At 71.2% G+C, this 21,598-nt stretch carries 23 protein-coding genes; 16 read left to right on the forward strand and 7 right to left on the reverse strand.

What is annotated here, in order from left to right; genetic code table 11:
* Positions 1-52 precede the first annotated feature (52 nt).
* The 3 genes from J7E22_RS07870 to J7E22_RS07880 all read left to right on the forward strand — a co-directional run bounded on the left by J7E22_RS07870 (position 53) and on the right by J7E22_RS07880 (position 3,352).
* Positions 53-1,195, forward strand: a complete 1,143-nt coding sequence (locus J7E22_RS07870; protein ID WP_214980488.1) for a glycosyltransferase — start codon at positions 53-55, stop codon at positions 1,193-1,195.
* A 7-nt stretch (positions 1,196-1,202) separates the two neighbouring features.
* Positions 1,203-2,372, forward strand: coding sequence for a 23S rRNA (uracil(747)-C(5))-methyltransferase RlmC (gene rlmC / locus J7E22_RS07875; RefSeq protein WP_214980490.1), 1,170 nt, complete (start codon positions 1,203-1,205; stop codon positions 2,370-2,372).
* A gap of 299 nt (positions 2,373-2,671) precedes the next feature.
* On the forward strand, positions 2,672-3,352 hold the full coding sequence (locus tag J7E22_RS07880; RefSeq protein WP_214980492.1) for a transglycosylase family protein: 681 nt from the start codon (positions 2,672-2,674) through the stop codon (positions 3,350-3,352).
* A 68-nt stretch (positions 3,353-3,420) separates the two neighbouring features.
* Here the strand turns inward: J7E22_RS07880 and J7E22_RS07885 are convergent, their stop codons facing one another.
* Both J7E22_RS07885 and J7E22_RS07890 read right to left on the reverse strand, forming a co-directional pair.
* A complete protein-coding gene (locus tag J7E22_RS07885; RefSeq protein WP_214980494.1) occupies positions 3,421-4,458 on the reverse strand; it encodes an LCP family protein in 1,038 nt (345 codons plus the stop codon).
* Between the two features lie 62 nt (positions 4,459-4,520).
* The gene (locus J7E22_RS07890; RefSeq protein WP_214980497.1) at positions 4,521-4,934 is read right to left on the reverse strand and encodes a MarR family winged helix-turn-helix transcriptional regulator; all 414 of its coding nucleotides are present in this window, start codon (positions 4,932-4,934) and stop codon (positions 4,521-4,523) included.
* A gap of 77 nt (positions 4,935-5,011) precedes the next feature.
* Between J7E22_RS07890 and J7E22_RS07895 the strand changes: the two genes are divergently transcribed.
* The 3 genes from J7E22_RS07895 to J7E22_RS07905 all read left to right on the forward strand — a co-directional run bounded on the left by J7E22_RS07895 (position 5,012) and on the right by J7E22_RS07905 (position 9,491).
* On the forward strand, positions 5,012-7,201 hold the full coding sequence (locus J7E22_RS07895; RefSeq protein ID WP_214980498.1) for an efflux RND transporter permease subunit: 2,190 nt from the start codon (positions 5,012-5,014) through the stop codon (positions 7,199-7,201).
* Between the two features lie 12 nt (positions 7,202-7,213).
* A complete protein-coding gene (locus J7E22_RS07900) occupies positions 7,214-7,864 on the forward strand; it encodes a GntR family transcriptional regulator (protein ID WP_214980499.1) in 651 nt (216 codons plus the stop codon).
* Positions 7,865-7,994: 130 nt separating this feature from the next.
* Positions 7,995-9,491, forward strand: coding sequence for an LCP family protein (locus tag J7E22_RS07905; protein WP_214980501.1), 1,497 nt, complete (start codon positions 7,995-7,997; stop codon positions 9,489-9,491).
* On the opposite strand, the gene J7E22_RS07910 is transcribed toward J7E22_RS07905, so the two are convergent.
* Positions 9,484-10,113, reverse strand: coding sequence for a TetR/AcrR family transcriptional regulator (locus J7E22_RS07910; RefSeq protein ID WP_214980508.1), 630 nt, complete (start codon positions 10,111-10,113; stop codon positions 9,484-9,486). The genes J7E22_RS07905 and J7E22_RS07910 overlap by 8 nt on opposite strands.
* A gap of 48 nt (positions 10,114-10,161) precedes the next feature.
* Between J7E22_RS07910 and J7E22_RS07915 the strand changes: the two genes are divergently transcribed.
* Positions 10,162-10,743, forward strand: a complete 582-nt coding sequence (locus tag J7E22_RS07915) for a sigma-70 family RNA polymerase sigma factor (RefSeq protein ID WP_214980510.1) — start codon at positions 10,162-10,164, stop codon at positions 10,741-10,743.
* A 19-nt stretch (positions 10,744-10,762) separates the two neighbouring features.
* Here the strand turns inward: J7E22_RS07915 and J7E22_RS07920 are convergent, their stop codons facing one another.
* Entirely contained in the window at positions 10,763-11,566 is an 804-nt protein-coding gene (locus J7E22_RS07920) for a hypothetical protein (RefSeq protein ID WP_214980512.1), read from the reverse strand.
* 222 nt (positions 11,567-11,788) lie between these two features.
* Here J7E22_RS07920 and J7E22_RS07925 point away from each other — a divergent pair, with 222 nt between their 5' ends.
* Positions 11,789-12,727, forward strand: a complete 939-nt coding sequence (locus J7E22_RS07925) for an SDR family oxidoreductase (protein ID WP_214980514.1) — start codon at positions 11,789-11,791, stop codon at positions 12,725-12,727.
* Positions 12,728-12,831: 104 nt separating this feature from the next.
* On the opposite strand, the gene J7E22_RS07930 is transcribed toward J7E22_RS07925, so the two are convergent.
* Positions 12,832-13,149, reverse strand: a complete 318-nt coding sequence (locus tag J7E22_RS07930; protein WP_214980516.1) for a hypothetical protein — start codon at positions 13,147-13,149, stop codon at positions 12,832-12,834.
* A gap of 134 nt (positions 13,150-13,283) precedes the next feature.
* Here J7E22_RS07930 and J7E22_RS07935 point away from each other — a divergent pair, with 134 nt between their 5' ends.
* Both J7E22_RS07935 and J7E22_RS07940 read left to right on the forward strand, forming a co-directional pair.
* On the forward strand, positions 13,284-13,997 hold the full coding sequence (locus J7E22_RS07935) for a TetR/AcrR family transcriptional regulator (RefSeq protein WP_214980518.1): 714 nt from the start codon (positions 13,284-13,286) through the stop codon (positions 13,995-13,997).
* A gap of 98 nt (positions 13,998-14,095) precedes the next feature.
* Positions 14,096-14,290 (forward strand): DUF2795 domain-containing protein, encoded by a 195-nt coding sequence (locus J7E22_RS07940; protein ID WP_214980520.1) that lies wholly within the window; start codon positions 14,096-14,098, stop codon positions 14,288-14,290.
* Positions 14,291-14,379: 89 nt separating this feature from the next.
* Here J7E22_RS07940 and J7E22_RS07945 read toward each other — a convergent pair whose 3' ends face one another.
* Positions 14,380-14,820, reverse strand: coding sequence for an OsmC family peroxiredoxin (locus J7E22_RS07945; RefSeq protein WP_214980523.1), 441 nt, complete (start codon positions 14,818-14,820; stop codon positions 14,380-14,382).
* Between the two features lie 209 nt (positions 14,821-15,029).
* Here J7E22_RS07945 and J7E22_RS07950 point away from each other — a divergent pair, with 209 nt between their 5' ends.
* Positions 15,030-15,398, forward strand: coding sequence for a hypothetical protein (locus tag J7E22_RS07950; protein ID WP_214980525.1), 369 nt, complete (start codon positions 15,030-15,032; stop codon positions 15,396-15,398).
* Here the strand turns inward: J7E22_RS07950 and J7E22_RS07955 are convergent.
* Entirely contained in the window at positions 15,380-17,248 is a 1,869-nt protein-coding gene (locus tag J7E22_RS07955; protein WP_251008755.1) for a gamma-glutamyltransferase family protein, read from the reverse strand. The genes J7E22_RS07950 and J7E22_RS07955 overlap by 19 nt on opposite strands.
* Positions 17,249-17,330: 82 nt before the next feature.
* On the opposite strand from J7E22_RS07955, the gene J7E22_RS07960 reads away from it, so the two are divergent.
* The 5 genes from J7E22_RS07960 to J7E22_RS07980 all read left to right on the forward strand — a co-directional run bounded on the left by J7E22_RS07960 (position 17,331) and on the right by J7E22_RS07980 (position 21,583).
* Entirely contained in the window at positions 17,331-17,708 is a 378-nt protein-coding gene (locus J7E22_RS07960) for a helix-turn-helix transcriptional regulator (RefSeq protein WP_214980532.1), read from the forward strand.
* Complete coding sequence (locus J7E22_RS07965) at positions 17,705-18,181, forward strand: SRPBCC domain-containing protein (protein ID WP_214980533.1); 477 nt, start codon at positions 17,705-17,707, stop codon at positions 18,179-18,181. Before J7E22_RS07960 ends, J7E22_RS07965 begins: the two co-directional genes overlap by 4 nt.
* Positions 18,182-18,381: 200 nt before the next feature.
* Entirely contained in the window at positions 18,382-19,569 is a 1,188-nt protein-coding gene (locus J7E22_RS07970) for a peptidoglycan DD-metalloendopeptidase family protein (RefSeq protein ID WP_214980535.1), read from the forward strand.
* Positions 19,570-19,783: 214 nt separating this feature from the next.
* A complete protein-coding gene (locus J7E22_RS07975) occupies positions 19,784-20,887 on the forward strand; it encodes a type I restriction endonuclease (RefSeq protein ID WP_214980542.1) in 1,104 nt (367 codons plus the stop codon).
* A 48-nt stretch (positions 20,888-20,935) separates the two neighbouring features.
* A complete protein-coding gene (locus tag J7E22_RS07980; protein ID WP_214980544.1) occupies positions 20,936-21,583 on the forward strand; it encodes a DNA alkylation repair protein in 648 nt (215 codons plus the stop codon).
* Positions 21,584-21,598 lie beyond the last annotated feature (15 nt).

A 21,598-nucleotide genomic window follows, 5' to 3' on the forward strand; every position in this document is an offset into this window, starting at 1 on the left:
ATGACATTGCAATGTAGAATTTCATTGCAATCGTCAGGTCGAGAGGGAGTCCATGTCCAAACGCGTCGCCGTCATCGGAACCCGGGGGTACCCCTCGTACTACGGAGGCTTCGAGACGGCGGTGCGTCGCCTGGCGCCTGCGCTGGCCGATGCGGGGTGGGACGTCACCGTCTACGGTCGCCCGGGGCAGGAACGCCTGGACGACCCGGGCCTCGACCCGAGGATCACCCGGCGCGTCACGGCCGGGGCGGAGTCGAAGTCGCTCTCGACGCTCACGTACGGGTTGACCGCGGTGCTCGACGCCCTCCGCCGTCGCCCGGACGTCGCCCTGGTGATGAACTGCGCGAACGGCTACTGGCTGCCCCTGCTCCGTCTGGCCGGGATCCCCACCGTGGTGAACGTCGACGGCATCGAGTGGGAGCGCGCGAAGTGGGGACGTCTGGCGAAGTGGGTGTTCCGCACCGGGGCACGGCTGACCGCACGGTTCGCCGATCGCCTCGTGTTCGACGCCGAAGCGATCGCGGAGTACTGGTGGCGCGAGTTCGGCCGGACCGGCGTGGTGATCCCGTACGGAGGCACGGAGTCCGAGCCCCTGCCCCTGCGCGTCGAGGACGCGCACCTCGCCGACCGCCCGTTCGCGCTCGTCGTGGCACGGTTCGTGCCGGAGAACACCGTTCCGGAGTTCCTCACCGCCGCCAGGGGGATCGCCGCGTCCCACCCGGTCGTGATCGTCGGGTCGACCGGGTACGGGGGTGCGCTCGACGAGCAGGCGGCCGCGCTCGCCGCCGAGCACCGGGACCTGCACTGGCTGGGTCACGTCGCGGACGACGAGCGGCTCCTCGCACTGTGGCAGCACGCGGGTGCCTACTTCCACGGCCACAGCGTCGGGGGGACGAACCCGGCGCTGGTGCAGGCGATGCACTGCGGGGCGCCGACCGTGGCACGGGACACCGTCTACAACCGTGAGGTGCTGACCGGCACCGGAGCGCCGTTCGTCCCGCCGGAACCCGAGGCGATCGCGGAGGCGGTGGACGACCTCCTGCGGGACCCCGACCGCCAGGCCCGGCTCCGGTCGGCCGTGCGCCGACGAGCACGATCGGACTACACGTGGGCGGGGGTCTGCGCCGCGTACGAGCGCACGCTGGCCGAACAGCTCGACGGCGCCGTCCGGGAGGGCGTGGCGGGCGTATCCTGAGCCGGCCATGCAGTGCGACTACTTCGACCGCGGGGTGTGCCGCTCCTGCACGCTGATGGGTCAGGCGTACGCGGACCAGGTCCTGGACAAGGAGCTCCGCACGCGGGAACTCCTGCACGAGGCCGTCGACGCCGCGGGTGGCCCGGGCGCCGTCGAGTGGCTGCCAGCCGTGACCAGCCCGGAGTCCGGGTACCGGAACAAGGCGAAGATGGTCGTCGGCGGGTCGGTGCAGCACCCGACGATCGGCATCCTCGACCACCGGCAGCGTGGCGTGGACCTGCGGCACTGCGGGATCTGCACGCCGGGGATCCGGCAGGCGCTGCCGATCCTGGCGGACTTCGTGCGGGCCTCCGGGCTGATCCCGTACGACGTCCCTGCCCGCCGCGGGGAGCTGAAGTACGTCCTCGTGACCGAGTCCCCGGACGGCGAACTCCTCGTGCGCTTCGTCCTGCGTTCCAAGGGGCAGCTCCCGCGCCTCCGACAGCACCTCGGGGCGCTGCGACAGGCGCTGCCGAACGCCGTCGTCGTCACCGCCAACCTGCTGCCCGAACACAAGGCCGTCACCGAGGGTGAGCGCGAGGTCGTGCTGACGGAGCAGGAGACCCTCCCGATGCGTCTCGCTGCGACGCCGTCCACGCGGGCGCCGACGATGCACCTGCGGCCACAGAGCTTCTTCCAGACCAACACCCACGTGGCGGCCCAGCTCTACGCGCAGGCCTCGGACTGGATCGACGAGGTGGACCCGGCATCGATGTGGGACCTCTACTGCGGTGTCGGCGGGTTCGCGCTGCACGCTGCCCGTCCCGGCCGTCGGGTGACCGGCATCGAGACGAGCCGCGAGGCGATCCGGTCGGCCGGCCAATCGGCGCGCGAGGCCGGGCTCGCCGACCTCCGCTTCGCCGCCGACGACGCGACCGAGCACGCGCTCCGTGCGCGGGGCGGCGCGGTCCCGGAACTCGTCGTCGTGAACCCGCCGAGGCGTGGCATCGGCGACGTCCTGGCGACCTGGCTCGAGGACTCCGACGTGCAGCACGTCGTCTACTCCAGCTGCAACCCGGTGACCCTCGCGCGGGACCTCGCGCGGATGCCGTCCATGCGGTTGCGGCGGGTCCGGGTGCTCGACATGTTCCCCCAGACCGGCCACCTCGAGGCCGTCACGCTCCTGTTCAGATCGTGATGGTCTCGCCCTCGATCGGCCATTGCCAGGGAACTGCCAAGGTCGCGTACCCGGGTACGTGACGATCGCCATGCCCATGGGCATCGGGGCGTACAGGTTTCGACCCGGGGTACATAGCACTACTGGGTAGAACTGTTTGTCTCGGTTTGATAACAGTCAAGAGTTTCCTATGGTGGCCGCCGAAGCGCCCCGGCACGACCACTGCCCCCGGAGGCGCACCCCCACAACATGACCGCGACCCGGTCGGGGTGGGCAGTGGAGGCCGCTTCGTCGGCACGTGACCCCGGTGGAGCAACGACATGAAGAACCTCTCTCGTACCCGCACCATCATCGGTGGACTCGCGTTCGCCGGCATCGCCGCGACCGGCGTCGGGCTCGCCGCAGCGCCCGCCAACGCAGCGTCCGGCTCGACCTGGGACGCCCTCGCGCAGTGCGAGTCCGGCGGCAACTGGGCCATCAACACCGGCAACGGCTACTACGGCGGTCTGCAGTTCACGCTCGGCACCTGGCAGGCCAACGGTGGCACCGGCAGCCCGGCCGGCGCGAGCCGTTCGGCGCAGATCGCGGTGGCGGAGCGCGTGCTCGCGACCCAGGGCTGGGGTGCGTGGCCCGCGTGCTCCGCGAAGCTCGGTCTGAGCGGGACCGCCGGCGCTGCTCCGCAGGCCGCCGCACCCGTCGCCCCGGCTCCCGCCGCTCCGCAGCAGCAGCAGGTCGCGCCGCAGCGTCAGGCGGCCCCGGCTGCTCCGGCCCCGCGCACCGTCGCCCCCGCGGCGCCGCGCGTCGCCGTCGCCCCGAGCAAGCCAGCGCCGGTGAAGACGAGCGGCAAGACCTACACGATCGTCTCCGGCGACACGCTCGACAGCATCGCGACGAAGCTGCACGTCGAGGGTGGCTGGAACGAGCTGTGGGCCGCGAACACCTCGACCATCGACGACGCGAACCTCGTGTACGCCGGCCAGGTGCTGCAGCTCCCGGCCTGATCGGACCCGATCGAACACGAACGCCCTGTGACCCGTGGTCGCAGGGCGTTCGTCGTGCGTGGGCGCGACTACTGCGGGTTCTCGGCGAGCCAGCTGCGCACGTCGTCGGATCGGAGTGCCTGGGAGAGCGACTGCACGGCGAGCGTGTTGACCGAGACGTACGACTGTCCGTCCGCCGCGGTCCCGCCGCCCGCGGTCGGCATGGTGAAGGTCGTGAGGTCGGACGGGCGGACGTCGCGGAGTGACCAGCCGAGGTCGACGAGGGTGTCGAACGTCAGGCCGGCGTCGACCGACAGGTACGGGCTCGTCGCCGCGACGAAGTCCTGGATGCGGCCGGGGTTCGTGACCGTGCCCTTCGACAGCAGGCCGTCGACGAGCCCACGGACGAACGCCTGCTGGTTCCGCACCCGGGTGTGGTCGGCGTCGGCGAAGGCGTACCGCTCACGGACGAAGGCGAGGGCGGCCCCACCGTCGACGTGGTTCACCCCTGCCGTGAACGCGTGTCCCCGGGCCGTGAAGGCCTGCGACGAGCGCACGTCCACGCCGCCGAGGGCATCGGTCATACCAGCGAAGCCGGCGAAGTCGATCTCGGCCACGTGGTCGATCCGGACGTCGAGCAACTCCTCCACCGTCTGCACGGTCAGGGGCACCCCGCCCCAGGAGTACGCGGCGTTGATCTTCGCCTGGCCGTGGCCGGGGACCTCGACCCACGAGTCGCGCATGATCGACATGAGCGTGACGCCGCTGTGGTCCGCCGGGACGTGCGCGAGCATGAGCGTGTCGGCGCGGCCGCCGATGTCCACGGGCGTTCCGTCGCCGTCGGGGTTGAGGCGCGACCGGGAGTCCGAGCCGATGAGCAGGATGTTCTCGCCGGCGGTCGCGGTGGGACGGGCACCGGTCGGGAACGGGTCGTCGATCACCGTGCGACCCGCGTCGTAACGCTGCGCGAGACCCCCGATGAACACGCTCGCCACCACGGCGAGCACGACCGCGATGCCGGCGAGGGACCCGAGCGTCGCGATGACCGCGACGAGGACCGGCCGTCGCCGACGAGCGGGGCGTCGGGGTCGTTCCGTGGCGTGGCGAGCAGCGCGCCGTTCCGACATGCGTCCTCCGAGGGTCCGGTCGACCGAAGTGCCGACCGACCGACTCTACCGCATGTGGAATATCAAGTGCTAGGAGATCGGTACTGCAGCATGATGGCCGTCAGCGCGGTGCGCAGCTGGGGGTCGTCCGGCAGGACCTCGCGCTCGATGTGCCGCGCCGTGTCCCATGCCTGCCGCCCTCGTTCCGTCGCCGTGACCACGCGTCGGCGCCGGTCGGCTGGGTGCGGCGTGCGCTCCACGAGCCCGTCCCGCTCCATCCGTTCGAGCGTGCGGGACATGGTCTGCGGCTGGACGCGGGCCGTCCGGGCGATCGCGTCCGCGCCGGTCGGGCCGGTCCGGATGACGATGTCGAGGGCGATGAGCGCCGCGTGCGGCAGGCCGATCGCCCGGAGTCGTTCGTCCCAGTCCCGCTCGATCGACCGCGCTGCCGCCGAGAGCAGACGGCCCAGGGGCCATTCGGCGGGCGAGTCCTGCATGGGTGCATTCTAGAGTCGTCACGCGGCACCATCCGTCTAGTAATCAGCATGCTGACGATTGGAGTACGCTCACCACCGTGTCCAGGTTCCTCCGCGTCGTCCTCCCCGCGCTCGTCATCGTCGTCTGGCTGGCGATCGCCGCCGTCGGCGGTCCGTACTTCGGCAAGATCTCCGAGGTCTCCACCAACGACCAGACGTCGTTCCTGCCGGCCTCGGCCGATGCCACCAAGGTGCAGCAGCGTGCCTCCGAGTTCCGGAAGGCCTCCGGCGCACCGGCGGTCATCGTCCTGCGCCGCGACGGCGGCCTCCGTCCGACCGACCTCAGCGCGGCACGGACCCTCGCGACCACCCTCGGCGACCGTGCGGACGTGCAGGGCGTCAGCCCAGTGATCCCGAGCAAGGACGGCAAGGCGGTCGAGATCATCGCGACCCTGACCCAGTCGGCGGAGACGGCGGACGCGGTCACGGCGATCCGCACCGACGTCGACCGGGCGCTCCCGTCCGGCGTCGACGGGTTCGTGACCGGTCCCGCCGGGTTCACGGCTGACCTGACCGAGGCGTTCGCGGGCATCGACGGGCTGCTCCTCGGGGTGGCGCTCGCCGCGGTGTTCGTCATCCTGATCGTGGTCTACCGCTCACCACTGCTGCCGATCCTCGTGCTCGGGACGGCGTCGTTCGCCCTCTGCGCGTCGATCCTGCTCGTCTGGTGGCTCGCCAAGGCCGGCATCGTGACGGTGAACGGTCAGGTCCAGGGCATCCTGTCGATCCTGGTGATCGGCGCCGCCACCGACTACGCCCTGCTGTACACGGCCCGGTTCCGCGAGGCGCTCCGCGACCACCGCACCGGGTGGGACGCCACGCGTGCAGCGCTCCGGGGCAGCCTGGAACCGATCCTGGCGTCCGGCGGCACGGTCATCGTCGGCGTGCTCTGCCTGCTGTTCTCGGACCTCAACTCGAACAAGGCGCTCGGACCGGTCGCCGCCATCGGGATCGCGTTCAGCCTGCTCGCCGCCCTGACCCTGCTGCCGGCACTGCTGCTCGCGTTCCGGCGCGCGGCGTTCTGGCCCCTGCGTCCGGCCTTCGGGAGTGCCCACCCCGTCCTGACCGGCCCTGGTGCACGCGGCATCTGGGCGCGGGTCGGTCGGCTCGTCGCCCGCCGGTCCCGCGTGGTGTGGATCGTCTGCACCGTGGGGCTGCTCGCGATGGGCGCCGGGCTGTTCGGACTCCAGGCGAACGGCGTCCCGCAGAGCGACCTCGTCATCGGTGCCTCGCAGGCGCGCGACGGGCAGGAGGTCCTCTCACAGCACTTCCCCGGAGGCTCGGGCAGCCCAGCCCAGGTGATCGGGAGCGCTGCGAAGACCGACGAGCTCGTCCGGGCGGTCACCGGCGTCCACGGCGTCGACGGCGTGCAGGCGGCCGCGAAGGACTCCCCGTCGGGGACGGTGCCCGTCGGCACGGCCGCAGGCACCGCCGGCGCCAGCGCGGGTGCGACCGGCGGCGCGGCCGCCAGCAGCACCGCCGCGGCCGCAGGAGGTGGCGCCGCCCCGGCCTCCCCGACCGTCTCGAAGGGCGACGTCCTGCTCGAGGCGACGCTCAGCAACCCCGCCGACTCCGACGCCGCCGAGCGGACGGTCCGCGACCTCCGGACCGCCGTCGAACGCGTCGACCCGTCCGCGATCGTGGGCGGCGTCACGGCCACCGCGGTCGACACGAACGACACCGGGATCCGGGACCGCTCCGTGATCATCCCCGTGGTGCTCGCCGTGATCCTGGTGATCCTGATGCTGCTGCTCCGGAGCATCGTCGCCCCGCTCGTCCTGATCGGCAGCGTGATCGTGTCCTTCGCCGCGGCACTCGGCGTCGGCGCGCTCGTGTTCGACCACGTGTTCCACTTCCCGGGGGCCGACCCCTCCGTGCCGCTGTACTCGTTCGTGTTCCTGGTGGCGCTCGGTGTGGACTACAACATCTTCCTGATGACACGCGTCCGCGAGGAAGCGCTGCGGCACGGTCCCCGCGAGGGCGTGCTGCGCGGCCTCGGCGTCACGGGCGGTGTGATCACGTCCGCCGGCGTCGTGCTGGCGGCGACGTTCGCGGCCCTCGGGGTGATCCCGATCCTCTTCCTGGCGCAGATCGCGTTCATCGTGGCGTTCGGCGTGCTGCTCGACACGATCGTCGTGCGGTCGCTGCTCGTGCCGGCGCTGACGTACGACCTCGGGCACCGCGCCTGGTGGCCGTCGCGCCTCTCGCGCGCAACCCATCACATGTGACACGCTGGGTGCATGCCAGTCCCCTCGACACAGCCCGCTGCTGAGCGCAAGCTCCTCCGTGACACCGTGCAGGACAAGATCCGTGACGCGATCATGGACGGCACGCTCGAGCCGGGGGAGCGGTTGAACGACGACGACCTCATCGCCTGGCTCGGCGTCTCCCGCACCCCGATCCGCGAGGCACTGGCCGAACTCGCCCGCGCGGGCCTCATCGAGATGGCACCGAACCGGTACACCCGGGTGGCGGCTCCGTCGAAGGACGAGCTCCTCGACGCCTACCGCACGCTCGGGGTGATCTACGGCGGGGTCGTCCGGCTTGCGGTGCCGCGGCTGACGGCGCCGGAACGCAAGAAGGTCGTCGCGATGCTCGACGACGTCATCGCGCGCACCGACAAGGGCGAGCAGGCCGAGGTCGCCCACGACGGCGCGGAGTTCTACGCGGTGTGGGCCGGGGCTTGTGGGAACGCCTCCCTCGAACAGCTGTGCCGCGCGACGACGGACGGGCTCGCGTTCAAGCTCCGCGTGCCGGAACTGGCCGAGCTCATCCCGGCCGAGACGGTGCGCCCGGAGCTCGAGAAGCTCCGCGCCGCCGTGCTCGCGAAGGACCCGATCGCGGCCGAGCTCGCGATGGAAGCCGTGCACCTGCTGCCGTCCCGCAGCTAGTCGCGCGGCGGTGGACCGGACCACACGACGGACGGGAGGCGCGGTGCGGGCCCGCCCCGCGCCTCCCGTCGTGCGGTGACCTGCCAGGCGATCCCATGGCCGTTCCATGCGTGGCCGTTATGGTTCTCCGGTGAGCACTGAACCCGACGAGACGAAGACCCGAGGCCGCCGTGGCTTCGTGCCGCCGCGCCACGGGCGCCAGAAGCGTGGCGTCGGGGTGGTGTTCCCGGCCGTCGCCGGTGTGCTCACGATGGCGCTCCTGTTGAGCGGCGGGTACGCGGCGTACGCCTACGGGCGCCTGTCGAACGGCGTGACGAAGATCGACGCGATCGCCCCGAAGAAGGCGAGCGCCCACGACGTCGACGGGCAGGCGCAGAACATCCTGCTGGTCGGCGATGACCACCGGCCGGACAACGCGACGCCGGAACAGATGGCCGAGCTCAGCACGACCTCGGACGGCGGCGCGACGAACACCGACACCATGATCGTGCTGCACCTCAGCGCCGACGGGACGCAGGCGACGATGATCTCGTTCCCGCGCGACTCGTACGTCGACATCCCGGGGGTCGGCAAGGGCAAGCTCAACAGTGCGTTCTACTACGGGACGCTCAACGGCGGCGGCGACACCGGTGGTGCGAAACTGCTCATCAAGACCATCCAGAACCTCAGCGGACTCTCGATCGACCACTTCGTCCGGGTCTCGCTCCTCGGCTTCTACCAGGTCGTCAAGGAACTCGGTCCGGTCCAGGTCTGCCTGAACAACGCGGTGAGCGACCCGTACTCCGGGGTGAACCTGCCCGCGGGCCGGTCGGACCTCAACGCGAGCCAGGCGCTGTCGTTCGTCCGCCAGCGTCACGGCCTGCCGAACGGTGACCTCGACCGGAACGTCCGGCAGCAGTACTTCCTGTCGCAGGAGGCGCGCAAGGTCCTGTCCGCCGGGACCCTCCTCAACCCGGTGAAGACCGGCAACATCCTCGGTGCCGTCGGCGACTCGATCCAGACGGACACCGACCTGCTCTCCCTCGGCGGCGCCCTGCGGAACCTCCGGCCGGCGAACATCCAGTCGGCGACGATCCCGACGCTCGGCACCCCGACCATCACCGTGAACGGTGCGCCGCTGTCCATCGTGCAGGTGGACACGGTCGGACTGCCCGCCTTCGTGCAGGAGCTCGTCGGTCCTCCCGAGGCGTACACCAAGGCGGTCGCCGCGCAGCCCGCCGCGACGACGGTGACGGTCCTGAACGGCAGCGGCATCACCGGTGCGGCCACCGCGGCGGCGCACGTGCTGACGGCGCGCGGGTTCCAGGTCGGCGCACCGGGGTCGTCCGAGACGACGAAGACCACGCTGGTGCAGTACCCGGTCGGACAGGAAGCGCAGGCGAAGGCCGTCGCTGCCGCCGTTCCCGGTGCCGTCGCCGTGCAGAGCGGGACGGCCACCGGTGTCACGCTGGTGCTCGGGACCGACGGCAAGACGGCCGTCGCACCGGCCCCGCCCGCGTCCGCCCCGTCGACACCGGCCGGGGGCGCCTCGACTGCACCGAAGCCGTCCGGCGGGACGCCGACGGTGCCGAAGCCGAAGCCGACCGACGTGAAGAACTACGGCACCGCGAACAGCTGCATCAACTGACGAGCCGTCGCCGGATCGCGTCCAGCGCGGTCTCCAGGCCGATCGCGAGCGGCCGGACGTCGCGCTGCACCTGCGCCAGCAGCAGCCCGCCCTGCAGCGCCACCATGACCGCCGTGGCCAGGGCTGCGGGGTCGGCCGCCCGGTCGAGGCGTCCCTGCTCCTGCATCGTCGTCAGGCCCTCGTGGAACCCGCGCTCCCACCGCGCGAAGCCGGCCGCGACGAGGTCCCGCGCGTCGGCATCGCGCTCGGCGAGCTCCGTCCCGAGCGACCCGAGCGGGCACCCGCCGACGCACCCGCCCGTCTCGGCCCCGGCCAGGGTCTCGTCCCGCCACCGTTCCCAGGACTCCCACGTGGTCAGGTCGGCGTAGTCCGGCCCCTGACCCGCGATCACGGCGTCGGTCTGCCGCCGCACGACGTCCCGCACGAGCGCGCTCTTGTCCGCGAAGTAGTGGTACATCTGCGACCGTCCGACCGTCGCGGCAGCACCGATGTCGTCGAGGGTGGTGCCGCTGACGCCGCGGGTGAGCATCAGGTCGGCCGCGGTGTCGACGATCCGCTGCCGGGTCGCCAGTCCTTTCGCGGTCGTGCGTCGAAGGGTTCTCGGGGCATCTGCTCGGGACATACACAGAGTGTACTTGCGAGTACATTCCGTGTATGTGACATTCGGGCCATGCACGATGACCTGATCGCCCGCCGCGACGAAGAACGCGCGCTCGTCCTGGCGGTCGCCGCCGGGGACGCCGCCGCGTTCACCCGTCTGCACGCTCGGTTCCGTCCCCTCGTCGAGCACTTCGTCCGACACCAGCTGGTCGACCCCTGGCAGTCCGAGGAGGTCGTGCAGGACGTCTTCCTCGAGATCTGGCAGATCGCGGAGCGCTACGACCCCGCGCACTCCGCGTTCGCGTGGATCCGGACCATCGCACAGCGCCGTGCCATCGACCGCGTCCGCAAGAGCTGCGCCGACCGGGATCGTGACCTCCGCATCGGCGGCCGGGACTTCGAGCTCGTCGACCACTCGGCGGCGGAGCGGGCCGAGAGCGTGCTCGACCGTGCCGTGCTGCACCGCGCGGTTGCTGCGCTGCCGGACCGCCAGCGCGAGGCCGTCGTGCTGCGGCACCTCGTCGGGATGACCGGCCCGGAGCTCGCGGCGACGCTCGAGGTCCCCGTCGGCACGGCGAAGACCCGGGCCCGGGACGGCGTGCTGGCGCTGCGACGGGCCATGGCGCCGGAGGGTGCGTCGACGGCCCGCTGAACCGCGTCGTGCGGACCGGTCAGCAGGAGCGCTGCGCGTGCACCGGCATCGGTGACCCGAGCACGGTGACCGTCGTGTCGTCGGTCAGCGCCGAGACGCCGTTCGTGCCGGAGTCGTCCGGGTCCGCGGACGCCGTCGCCGATGCCGACGGGCTCGCGGCCGACCCACGGTCGGACGAGTCGGTGGCGGTCCACCCCTCGGCGAGGAGCAACTGCCACGCCTGGGCGTCGTCCGACCCGAAGGACATCCGGTCGGCCTTGGGCGCACGTGCGATCCGGTCGCCGATGTCGTCGCCGACCTGCACGCCGTGCGGCCCCGTGAGTTCGATGTCGTCACCGCTGCGGGACCGGACGTGGTCGCGGAGGATCCGGATCTCGACGGCGTTGCCCAGGTCGGCGGGGGTGCTCAGCGCCGCGACACGGATGGCGCCGCCCCACGTGTAAGTGGTGCCGGCCGGGAAGCACTCGCCGCCGTCGCCCTCTGCCGTCTGCGAGCGCGACGGGGTACCGAGCAGTCGGTTGAGCAGGCTCACGGTCGTGCGGGAGTCACGCATGGAGGCATCGGTGACGGTCTTGCTGCCGTGTCGCATGACGAGCGACTCGGCGTCGAGCTCGATGACGTCGACCCGCTTGAGCTTGGCGGACGAGACCCGGGCCGGCTCGGCGTCACCGGTGGGTTGCGGCGTCGGCGTCCAGGCGGCGGCGTCCGCAGTGCCCCCGTCGATCCACCCGACCGCGCTCGCAGAGCCGCCGTCGGCGGACGCGACGCCCGCCGAGACGGCGAGCAGCGCAGCGCCGAGGGCGAGCAGGGTCCGGGAGGTCACCGTTCGACCGTACGACCGTGACCCTGGCTGGGCGACGGGTGTTACCGAATCGGAGCCGGGCCGTCACCGGACCGTGACCTTCGTCGGTGACGCGTCACTGGCCTCCCGGAGGGTCCTGCGCGGGGCTCGGTGCGCCGCACCGGCGCGGTGGGCAGGCCGGGGCGCGCAGCGCAGCCGCGGTCCTGGGCGGGCGGTGGTGGACGTCTGCGTAGCGTCGGGGACATGACGGACCAGCAGAACGACCAGAACGGGCCTGACCAGACCATCGACCAGTACGCGATGCAGGACCCCACGAAGATGTACGCCGACAAGAAGCCCGACGAGCAGTACCTCGAGGGCTCCGGCACCGACGCCGAGATGGCGGAGAACGTCCCGGCCGACCACGGCGAGGACACCTACCGCGGCGCGGGTCGCCTCACGGGTCGGAAGGCCCTGATCACCGGCGGCGACTCCGGCATCGGCGCGGCGGTCGCGATCGCCTACGCCCGCGAGGGCGCCGACGTCGCCATCGGCTACCTGCCCGAGGAGCAGGAGGACGCGGACCGGATCATCGGGCTCATCGAGGCCGCTGGTGCCAAGGCCGTCGCGATCCCCGGCGACATCACCTCGCTCGAGTTCTGCGAGCAGCTGGTCGCGACCGCCGTCGAGCAGCTCGGTGGGCTGGACATCCTCGTGAACAACGCGGGCAAGCAGCAGAACATCGACTCGATCACGGACATCTCCGACGACGAGTTCGACGAGACGTTCAAGACGAACGTCTACGCGACCTTCCGGATCACCAAGGCCGCGGTGCCGCACATGCCCGCCGGTTCGACGATCATCAACACGACCTCGATCCAGGCGTACGCGCCGTCACCGAACCTGGTGCACTACGCCGCGACGAAGGCGACCGTGAACAACCTGGCGAAGGGCCTCGCGGCGCAGCTCGCGCCGAAGGGCATCCGCGTGAACGCCGTCGCACCCGGGCCGATCTGGACCCCGCTGCAGCCGGCCGGCGGCCAGGCGCCCGACGCGCTGCCGTCCGTCGGCGAGGAGACCTTCCTCGGTCGCTGGGGCCAGCCCGCCGAACTCGCGCCGGCGTACGTGTTCCTCGCGAGCGGCGAGTCGTCGTTCGTCGTGGGCGAGACGCTCCACGTCAACGGTGGGATGCCCACGCCGTAGACCGTCGCGTCCACAGGCGCGTGACCGCGTCGACAGGTGCGTGACCGCGTTGACAGACGGGAGGCCCGTGGCGACACCGCCACGGGCCTCCCGTCCGTCCGTACCTAGCGCGACACCGTCGCGGCCATCTCCTCGAGCAGCTCCCGGGCGGACAGGGCGGCGCTGAGCTCGACCTCGACCGGGTTGATCCCCACCGCCAGCTCGAAGGCGCGCCGTCTGGCCTGCTCGGCGAGCGGGACCTCCGGGCGCTGCGGCAGGACGGCGATCGCCCGAGCGGCGGCGTCGAACGCGCCGTCCGGGTTGCCGAGCTGGTCCCACATCGTCCGCACGTCGTGGGCGACCTCGTCAGGGGTGCTGCCGAACTCGAAGCCGGCGGAGGCCATGGTCGCGAGTCCCTGCGCGATGGGGTCGTTCGGGGTCATCCCGGCATCGTCACACGGATCGCCGCGAGGCTGCTGGGCGTTCGTTCTGTCCCCCGACATGCCGACACCCGGACCGGGGGATTTCGTTGTCCCCCGAGATGGGTTTGACTGGTCATGCGGACAGGACGTCCGACATGCGGACAGGACGTCTGCCGACGATGGAGGGCACGATGCTCGAGGACACCAGCGCGGACACGCAGGCAGCGGCCGCCGCGGCAGCGACCCTGCACCTGCGGATCACCATCGTGGGGGCGACCGTCGACCTGCTCCGGGACGTCCCCTTCCACGAGGCACGGCCCGAACAGGTGGCCGAACGACTCGGGATCCCCGTCGAGGAACTCCGCCAGCACTTCCCCTCGTGGGACGGACTCGTGCTCGCCGCGCTGGACCGTTGGAACGGCAGCCGGATGGACGAGGTCGCTCGCGAGGTGGGGGACGGCTCGACCGTCGACCTGCTCCGCGCGATCGTGGCGTCGAACACCGAGGAACCGGCGCTCATGCGGCTCCTCGTCGCGCTGCTGTCGGTCGCGGGGAACCCCGTGCACCCGATGTCCACCTACCTGCGGTCCCGCTACACGCTCTTCTACTCGCAGGTGAAGCGCGGTCTCGAGCACGACGTGGCGGTCGGGCGTGCCCCGCACACCATGGACCCCCGACGCGGCGCGGAGCAGCTGATCGCACTGTACGAGGGGCTCCAGCTGCAGGCGATGCTCCGCTCGGACCTCGACCTCGTGCCGGCGTTCGACCGTGCCGTGGCGCGACTGGAGCGCGGGTGGATGGAGCGGTACGAGCCGCAGGCCGCACGGCGACTCTCGACCTGGAGCGGCAGCGGGAGCTGGGAGATCTGACCCGCGGCTCCTGAGCGGCCCTGGCCGTGGAGCGCGACGCCGGACCGACGTGCAGCGCGGACGGCGTACTCCGTTGAGACCCAACGGAAGGAGCCGACATGGCAGCACCGAACCCGATCGAGGTCCAGAAGTACCTCAGCGGCATCGACTACCCGGCCTCGAAGGACGACATCGTCGCGACCGCCGAGCAGGAGGGCGCCGAGGGTGACGTCCTCGAGGCGCTCAAGAACATCCCGGAGGGCGAGTACGACGCCCCCACCGCGGTGTCGAGTGCCGTCTCGAAGGCCGGTTGACGGTCGCACCCACGTGACGGACGGGAGGTCCGGTGCCAGCTGGCACCGGGCCTCCCGTCTGCGTCGGGTCGCGCCGCGACTCGATCCTGCTACTGCTCGAACGTCGCGTGGAGCGTGATGTCGACGCCGGTGAGCGCCTTGCTGACCGGGCACGTCGCCTTGGCGTTCTCGGCGGCCTCGAGGAACGTCGCCTCGTCGATGCCGGTCACCTCGCCGCTGACGGTGAGGACGATGCCGGTGAGCTTGAAGCCGCCGGCCGCGTCCGGGCCGAGCGAGACGTCGGCCTTGACGTCGAGCGCCTCGACCGTGCCGCCGACCTCGCCGAGGACGGCCGAGAACTGCATGGCGTAGCAGGCGGAGTGTGCCGCGGCGATGAGCTCTTCCGGGCTCGTGGTGCCGCCGGCGTCCTCTGCGGCGCGCTTCGGGAACGAGACGTCGTAGGTGCCGACCTTCGAGCTGGAGAGCTCGACCTGACCGGAACCGTCGTTGAGTCCGCCGGTCCAGGCGGTGCGTGCGGTGCGCGTGGGCATGGCCGCTCCTTTCGTGTGGGGTTCGGTCCCGAGTGGGGCCGATTCCGAGTCAAGCGGAGAACGGCCGTTCTCGCAACGGGCTCACGGTGAAGACGCAGGGAGCGGCGTCCCGTTGGTCCCGGTTCGGTGACGGCCCTTGTGGCGGCGATCGTCGCGGGACTACCGTGCCCCAACGGCGCGAGCACCGCACCGGGGGAGTCGGGGAGACCATGGCCGAACGCAGCAGCAACCCGGAGTACACCGAGGCGGTCGCCCGCCCGCGGAACGGCGGCATGGACGGCGGCGCCTCCACGATGGGGATCCCGTACGACGCACCCGAGCGGGGTGCCGGGGCGTCCGACCTCGTGCCCGTCACCGGACCCGGACTCGCCTGGCGCGTCATCGCGTCCCTGGTGCTCGGCGCCGTCGGCGTCAACGGCCTCGTCCAGATCGCCCGAATGCTCGCGCAGCCCGACCCCGCCTGGGTCGGCGCCCTGGGCATGGCCGTCATCGCGATGATCGCGCTCGCCTACCCCGTCGTCAACCTCGTCCGCCTGGGCCGGGCAGTCCGACGCCGGCGTCAGCGTCCCGCCGCGTAACCCTGCGCTCCGCGGGAGTTCGCCGCCGCACCGAGCACGCCGGTGGACGGCTCCCGCGTCACGCACGAGATGCGCCCGAGCGACCAGTCGCCGGCGCGGGTGACGACGTGGCCGCGGGCCTCGAGTCCGGCGATCACGTCGTCCCCGAGTCGGTCCTCGACCACCAGCCCTGCGGGCTCCCACGTCCGCGGCCAGAACGACCCCGGGAACGACGTGGTGTGCAGCGCCGGCGCGTCGATCGCCTGCTGGGGCGAGTACCCGCCGACGATCCAGCGGAGCAGGAACAGCAGCTGCCACTGGTCCTGCTGGTCGCCGCCGGGGGAGCCGAGGGCCGCGACGGGCTCGCCGTCGCGGAGCACGAGGGTCGGCGTCAACGTCGTGCGGGGGCGCTCGCCGGGGCGGAGGGTCGAGGCGGTGCCCTCCTCGAGCCAGGTCATCTGCAGTCGCGTCCCGAGGCAGAAGCCGAGTCCGGGGATGGTCGGTGACGACTGCAGCCACCCGCCCGACGGGGTGGCGCTGATGATGTTGCCCCACCGGTCGACCACGTCGATGTGGCACGTGTCGCCGCGGGTCTCGCCGTCGGGCGCCACGAACGGCTCGCCGCGGTCCTCGACCGGGACCACCGGAACACGGTCGGACGGGCGGGCGACCTGGACGGTGGGCTCGCCGACCCCGTCGGCACCCGCGCCCGCGTACGACGTGCGGAGAGGTGGGAGCACGTGTTCCGCGCCCCGGACGGTTCCCGGGCGGAGTTCGGCGGACGCGCGCTCGCCGATCAGCGCGCGGCGGGCATCGGTGTAGTCGTCGGAGAGCAGGACGTCCAGGGGGACGTCGCCGTCGCCGTAGAACGCCTCGCGGTCGGCCAGTGCGAGTTTCTGCGCCTCGACGATCGTGTGGGCGCCGAGTTCGGTCGACGGGTCGAGCAGGGCGTCGTCGAGCGGTTCGAGCAGGCGCAGGGTCTGCAGGAGCGCCGGGCCCTGACCCCACGGGCCGGTCTTCGCGATCGTGCAACCGCGGAACTCGGCGGTGGTGGCGGGTTCGTACGAGGCCCGGAACGCCCCGAGGTCGGACGCCCGGATCACGCCGGCGTGGTCGGTCCCCGAGGCGTGCCGGTGTGGCTCGCGGACGAACCGGTCGATCGTCTGCGCGACCAGGCCCTCGGCCCACTCGGTCCTGGCCGCGTCGATCCGGCCGGTGCGGTTGCCCGCGCCCTCGCCGGCGGCGAGGAGTCGTTCCAGGACCGAGGCGAGCGCCTCGTTGCGCACCAGGTCCCCGGGGACCGGCACCGCGCCTCCCGGCAGCCACTGCGCGGCGGAGGTGGGCCAGTGGTCCCGGAAGAGGTCCTGGACGGCCGTGATGGTGCGCACCACGGCGGGGGCGATCGGGTGGCCGTCGCGTGCGTAGCCGATCGCGGGCGCGAGGACGTCCGCGAGCTCCCACGTCCCGTGGTCGCGGAGCAGGAGCAGCCAGGCGTCGACGGTGCCGGGGACCGTCGAGGCCAGCGCGCCGGAACCGGGCACCAGGTCGAGTCCCTCGGCGCGGTAGTGCTCGGGCGTCGCGCCCGCCGGTGCGGGGCCCTGGCCGACGAGCACGGTCGGCTCGCGCATCGCGGCGGTGGCGAACACCGCCGTCATGTCGCCACCCGGACCGTTCAGGTGGGGCTCGACGACGTGCAGCACGAACGCCCCCGCGGTCGCAGCGTCGAACGCGTTGCCACCGCGCTCGAGCACGGACTGGGCGACCGCGGTCGCGATCCAGTGGGTCGACGCCGCCATCCCGAAGGTCCCGGCGAGGTCGGGCCGCGTGGTGTGGGTGGCGGGCGGGACGAAGGCCGGGTTCACGGGAGGCATGCGACCATCTTGCGCGCTCCTCCATGGCGGACCATACTGAACGCAACGGTTAATTAACCGCAGTGTTCACCAGGAGGTGTCGATGCAGACCGACCAGCTCGACGTCGTGCTCTCGGCCCTCGCCGACCCGATCCGGCGGCGCATCGTCGAACGGCTCGGGAAGGGCGAGGCGACCGTCACCGACCTGTCCGAACCCTTCGACGTGAGCGCACCCGCCATCTCACGGCACCTCGGCGTCCTCGAACGCGCCGGCCTCATCACCCGCGAACGGCACGGCACCTGGCGGACCTGCCGCCTCCGCCCCGAGGCGATCGCCGACCTCGGCACATGGCTGGGCGGGCTGCAGCCCGTCTGGGACCGTCGGTTCGACGGCCTGGAGGCAGTGCTCGCGGCCCAGCAGCCGGTCGCGCTCGCCACGGGCGCCCGTCCCGTCACCCATCACCACCAGGAGTCCTCATGACCGAACAGTTCACCGCCCACACCACACACCGCTTCGCGTACCCGGTCGAGCAGGTGTACCAGGCCTTCGTCGACCCGAAGCTGCTCGCCCTGTGGTTCGGGCCGCTCGGCTTCCACGTCCCGGCCGCCACGGTCGAGGTCGACGCACGGGTCGGCGGGGCCTGGAACATGACCATGGTCAGCAACGACGACCCGGAGTGGACGTCCCGGGTGACCTCGACGCTGCGCGAGATCGAGGAGAACCGGGTGATCGTCGGATCCGAGACCGCACACGGGATCCCGGGGGTCGAGGACGGCACGGAGCTGTCCCTCACGCTCGAGTTCGCCGCAGACGGGGACGGCACGATCGTCACGCTCACCCAGGGGCCGTTCCCGGAGGTCATGCGCGACATGAACATCGCCGGTTGGACCCAGTCGTTCCACAAGCTCGAAGCGCTGCTCGGGACCCCGAAGGCGTTCTTCGGGATGTCCTGAATCGGGACGTACCCCTGGAACTGGGGATCCACCGAACGGTGTCAAGGCCTTGTGTGTGGTTCCTGTACGGGTGACGATCAACCGGTGGCACGTACTGGACGTGCCGCCGGACGGTCGCGCAGGGCTCGACCGTCATCCGGACCGCCAACCAGCGGTCCGTGAGACGGATCGCGTCCGAGCGGTCCCGGGTCAGGGGAATCATGCGCAGCACCACGTCCACGGCACGCCCTCACCGCACGCGTGCTCGACTGCTCGCGGCGGTCCTCGCCGTCGCCGCGGTCACCGCGGGGCTCGTCGGCACCGCCGCACCCGCGTCCGCCGCGTCGGTCGTCTACCGCGGCACCGCTCCCGCCGGCACCACGCTCTGGGCGGGTGACTCGATCACCTCGGACAACGGGCAGTTCCAGCTCGTCATGCAGGGCGACGGCAACCTCGTCGAGTACGGCATCGGTGGCCGGGTCCTCTGGGCTTCCGGCACCGCCGGTCGACCCGGCGCCTCCGCGCAGATCCGGGCCAACGGCACCCTCGCCATCTGGTACAAGACCGCTCGTGCCGCGCTCTGGGGTGGACCCGGCCAGGTCGGGCGGAACTTCGGCATCCGGCCCGACGGCAGCATGCGGATGATCAACACCGCCAACAAGAGCGTCGTCGAGTTCGCGAGCTACCAGGACACCGTCACCGCGGGGAACGTGATCCTGCCCGGCACCGTCCTACGCTCCGACCGGACCTCCTCCCGGACCCTCACGATGCGCTCGGACGGCGTCCTGGTGCAGGTCGTCGACGGCAAGCAAGTCTGGGCGACGAACACCGCCGGGAACCCCGGTGCCTACGCCGCCGTCCAGACCGACGGCAACCTGGTCGTCTACACCGCCGCCAAGAAGCCTCTCTGGGCGAGCCACACGAGCAAGGTCGGCGCCGGGCAGCTGCTCGTGCAGGTCGACGGCAACGTGGTGGTCTACGGCAAGAGCGGCACACGCGCCTGGTCGACGCGGCCCGTGACCGGGCTGCTCTGGCCCGTCGCCAGCACGACGATCAGCGGCCGGTTCGGTGACGACCGTGGCGTGGGCCACGTGCCGCGCTACCACCAGGGCGCCGACTCGCCGGTGCCGGTCGGGACCCCCGTGTACGCCTCGGCGGCCGGCACGGTCACGAGCGTCGTGCCGAATAACGCCTCGTACGGCAACTACATCGTCGTCACGTACGGCATGACGACGGTGCTCACCGCGCACCTCAGCAAGATCGAGGTGACCCAGGGGCAGGTCGTCGCCACGAGCAGCGAGATCGGCAAGTCGGGCAACACCGGGCAGACGACCGGGCCGCACGTGCACGTCGAGGTCCGGCAGGGCGGGACGCTCGTCGACCCGTTGACGGTGCTGCACTTCCGCTAGCCCCGGGATGTACAGAAGCCCCGCTGTGCAGCGGGGCTTCGCGGCCGGTAGTCGAAACATCCGGTGTTACGAGGAGCCTAAGTCGAGGCGACAAGAACCACAAACTGATGTTCGCCGTCCAATACGCTCGGAAGTGACCCGCGAACAGGGGCGTCGTCGCGCCCCGTTGATGACGTGTCGTCATCTATGGTGAGTGTGATCCTGTGGAGGAACGATGGAGTTTGAAGAACGACTAGCCGCGCTCGCGACCAAGGTGCAGAACCAGCGGGAAGCGATCCAGACCGAAGAAGCGACGAAGAACGCCTTCGTCATGCCCTTCATCTCGACGATCTTGGGCTACGACGTGTTCAACCCGCTCGAGGTCGTCCCCGAGTTCACCGCGGACGTCGGGGTCAAGCGCGGTGAGAAGGTGGACTACGCGATCATGCGCGACGGCGAAGTCCAGATCCTCATCGAGTGCAAGAAGTCGACCGAGCCGCTCAAGATCGAGCACGCGTCGCAACTCTTCCGGTACTTCTCCGTGACGAATGCCCGGATCGCGGTCCTCACCAACGGCGAGGTCTACAACTTCTACACGGACCTCGATGCCCCGAACAAGATGGACGACCGTCCGTTCCTGGTGCTCGACCTCGCGGACATCGACGAGACGCTCCTGCCCGAGCTGAGCAAGCTCACGAAGGACGTCTTCGACCTCGACTCCGTCATCAGTGCCGCCGAAGAGCTCAAGTACGTCGGGGCCATCAAGCGTGCCATCTCCACACAGTTCCGGGAGCCGGAGGAGGACTTCGTCCGGCTCTTCGCATCGCGCGTGTACGACGGGCGTTTCACGCAGGAGGCCCGGACGCAGTTTACGACGCTCGTCGCGAAGGCCTCGAAGCAGTTCCTCAACGAACAAGTGAACGACCGCCTGAAGACCGCGCTCGGAGCCTCGTACACGTCGTCCCTGCAGATGGACGTTCCTGTTGAGGCCGTCACGAGCGCGGCCGCGGCGGAAGAGGACATCGATCGGGACACGGAGATCGAGACGACGCCCGAAGAGCTCGAGGGCTACCAGATCGTCAAGGCCATCGCCTGCAGCGAGGTCAAGCCGGACCGTATCGCTCACCGCGATCAGAAGTCGTACTTCGCCATCCTCGTGGACAACAACAACCGCAAGCCGATCGCTCGCTTGTGGTTCAACGGCAAGAAGCAGAAGTACCTCGGTCTCTTCGACGAGAACAAGGTCGAGACCAAGCACCCAATCGACACGCTCGACGACATCTACCTCCACGCCGGTGAAATCCGAGCTGCGACTGCCCGGTACAACGCAGGGGCCTGACATGCGCGGCGCTGGTGACTGGGTCGGGAACGACGTCGCGCAGGCCGCATGACGCGACCCCGATCCGGCAACCGCCGGGACCACGACGCTGAAGCCGTCCTCGCTGCGTTCGCACGGACGCCCGGGGACGTCGCCGCCGCACGCCGGGTCGCGAAGCAGTTCGCCGACCTCGATGCCGGTGAACGGTCGGCGCTGCTGTGGAGCGAGGACGCCGGTGCCCGGCTGATCGCCGTCCTGCTGCTCGTGCAGGCGATGCGCGAGCGTCCGGACGCCGACCTGACGGACGAGTACCTGTCCGCGGCGAAGGCCGAGCGGTTCGACGCGGTCGAACTCGTCGACCTGGCGGCCGAAGAGCTCGTCGGCGCGCCGCTCGTCGGGGGCTCGACCGGTCCGCTGTTCGCGCTCGTGAAGTCCGACGTCCCGATGGTCCGGCGCATCGCGGTCGTGGCGACCCTGGCGTTCGCGAAACGCGGCGACGCGCAGGTCCCGCTCAGCATCGCCGGCCGGCTCGTGCGGGAACGGGGTGAGATCGTGCAGTCCGCGCTCGGGTGGGTGCTGCGTGAGACCGGCAAGCGTGCCTCCGAACCGTCCCTGGTCGCGTTCCTCGAGCAGAACGGCCGCTTCCTCAGCCCGGCCGCTCGCGAGACCGCGACGGAACACCTGGCCCCGGCCGACCGCGATCGGCTCCGAACGTGACCGCAGGGGTGCCGG

It is taken from the genome of Curtobacterium sp. ISL-83, from assembly GCF_018613895.1.
Taxonomy (GTDB): Bacteria; Actinomycetota; Actinomycetes; order Actinomycetales; family Microbacteriaceae; genus Curtobacterium.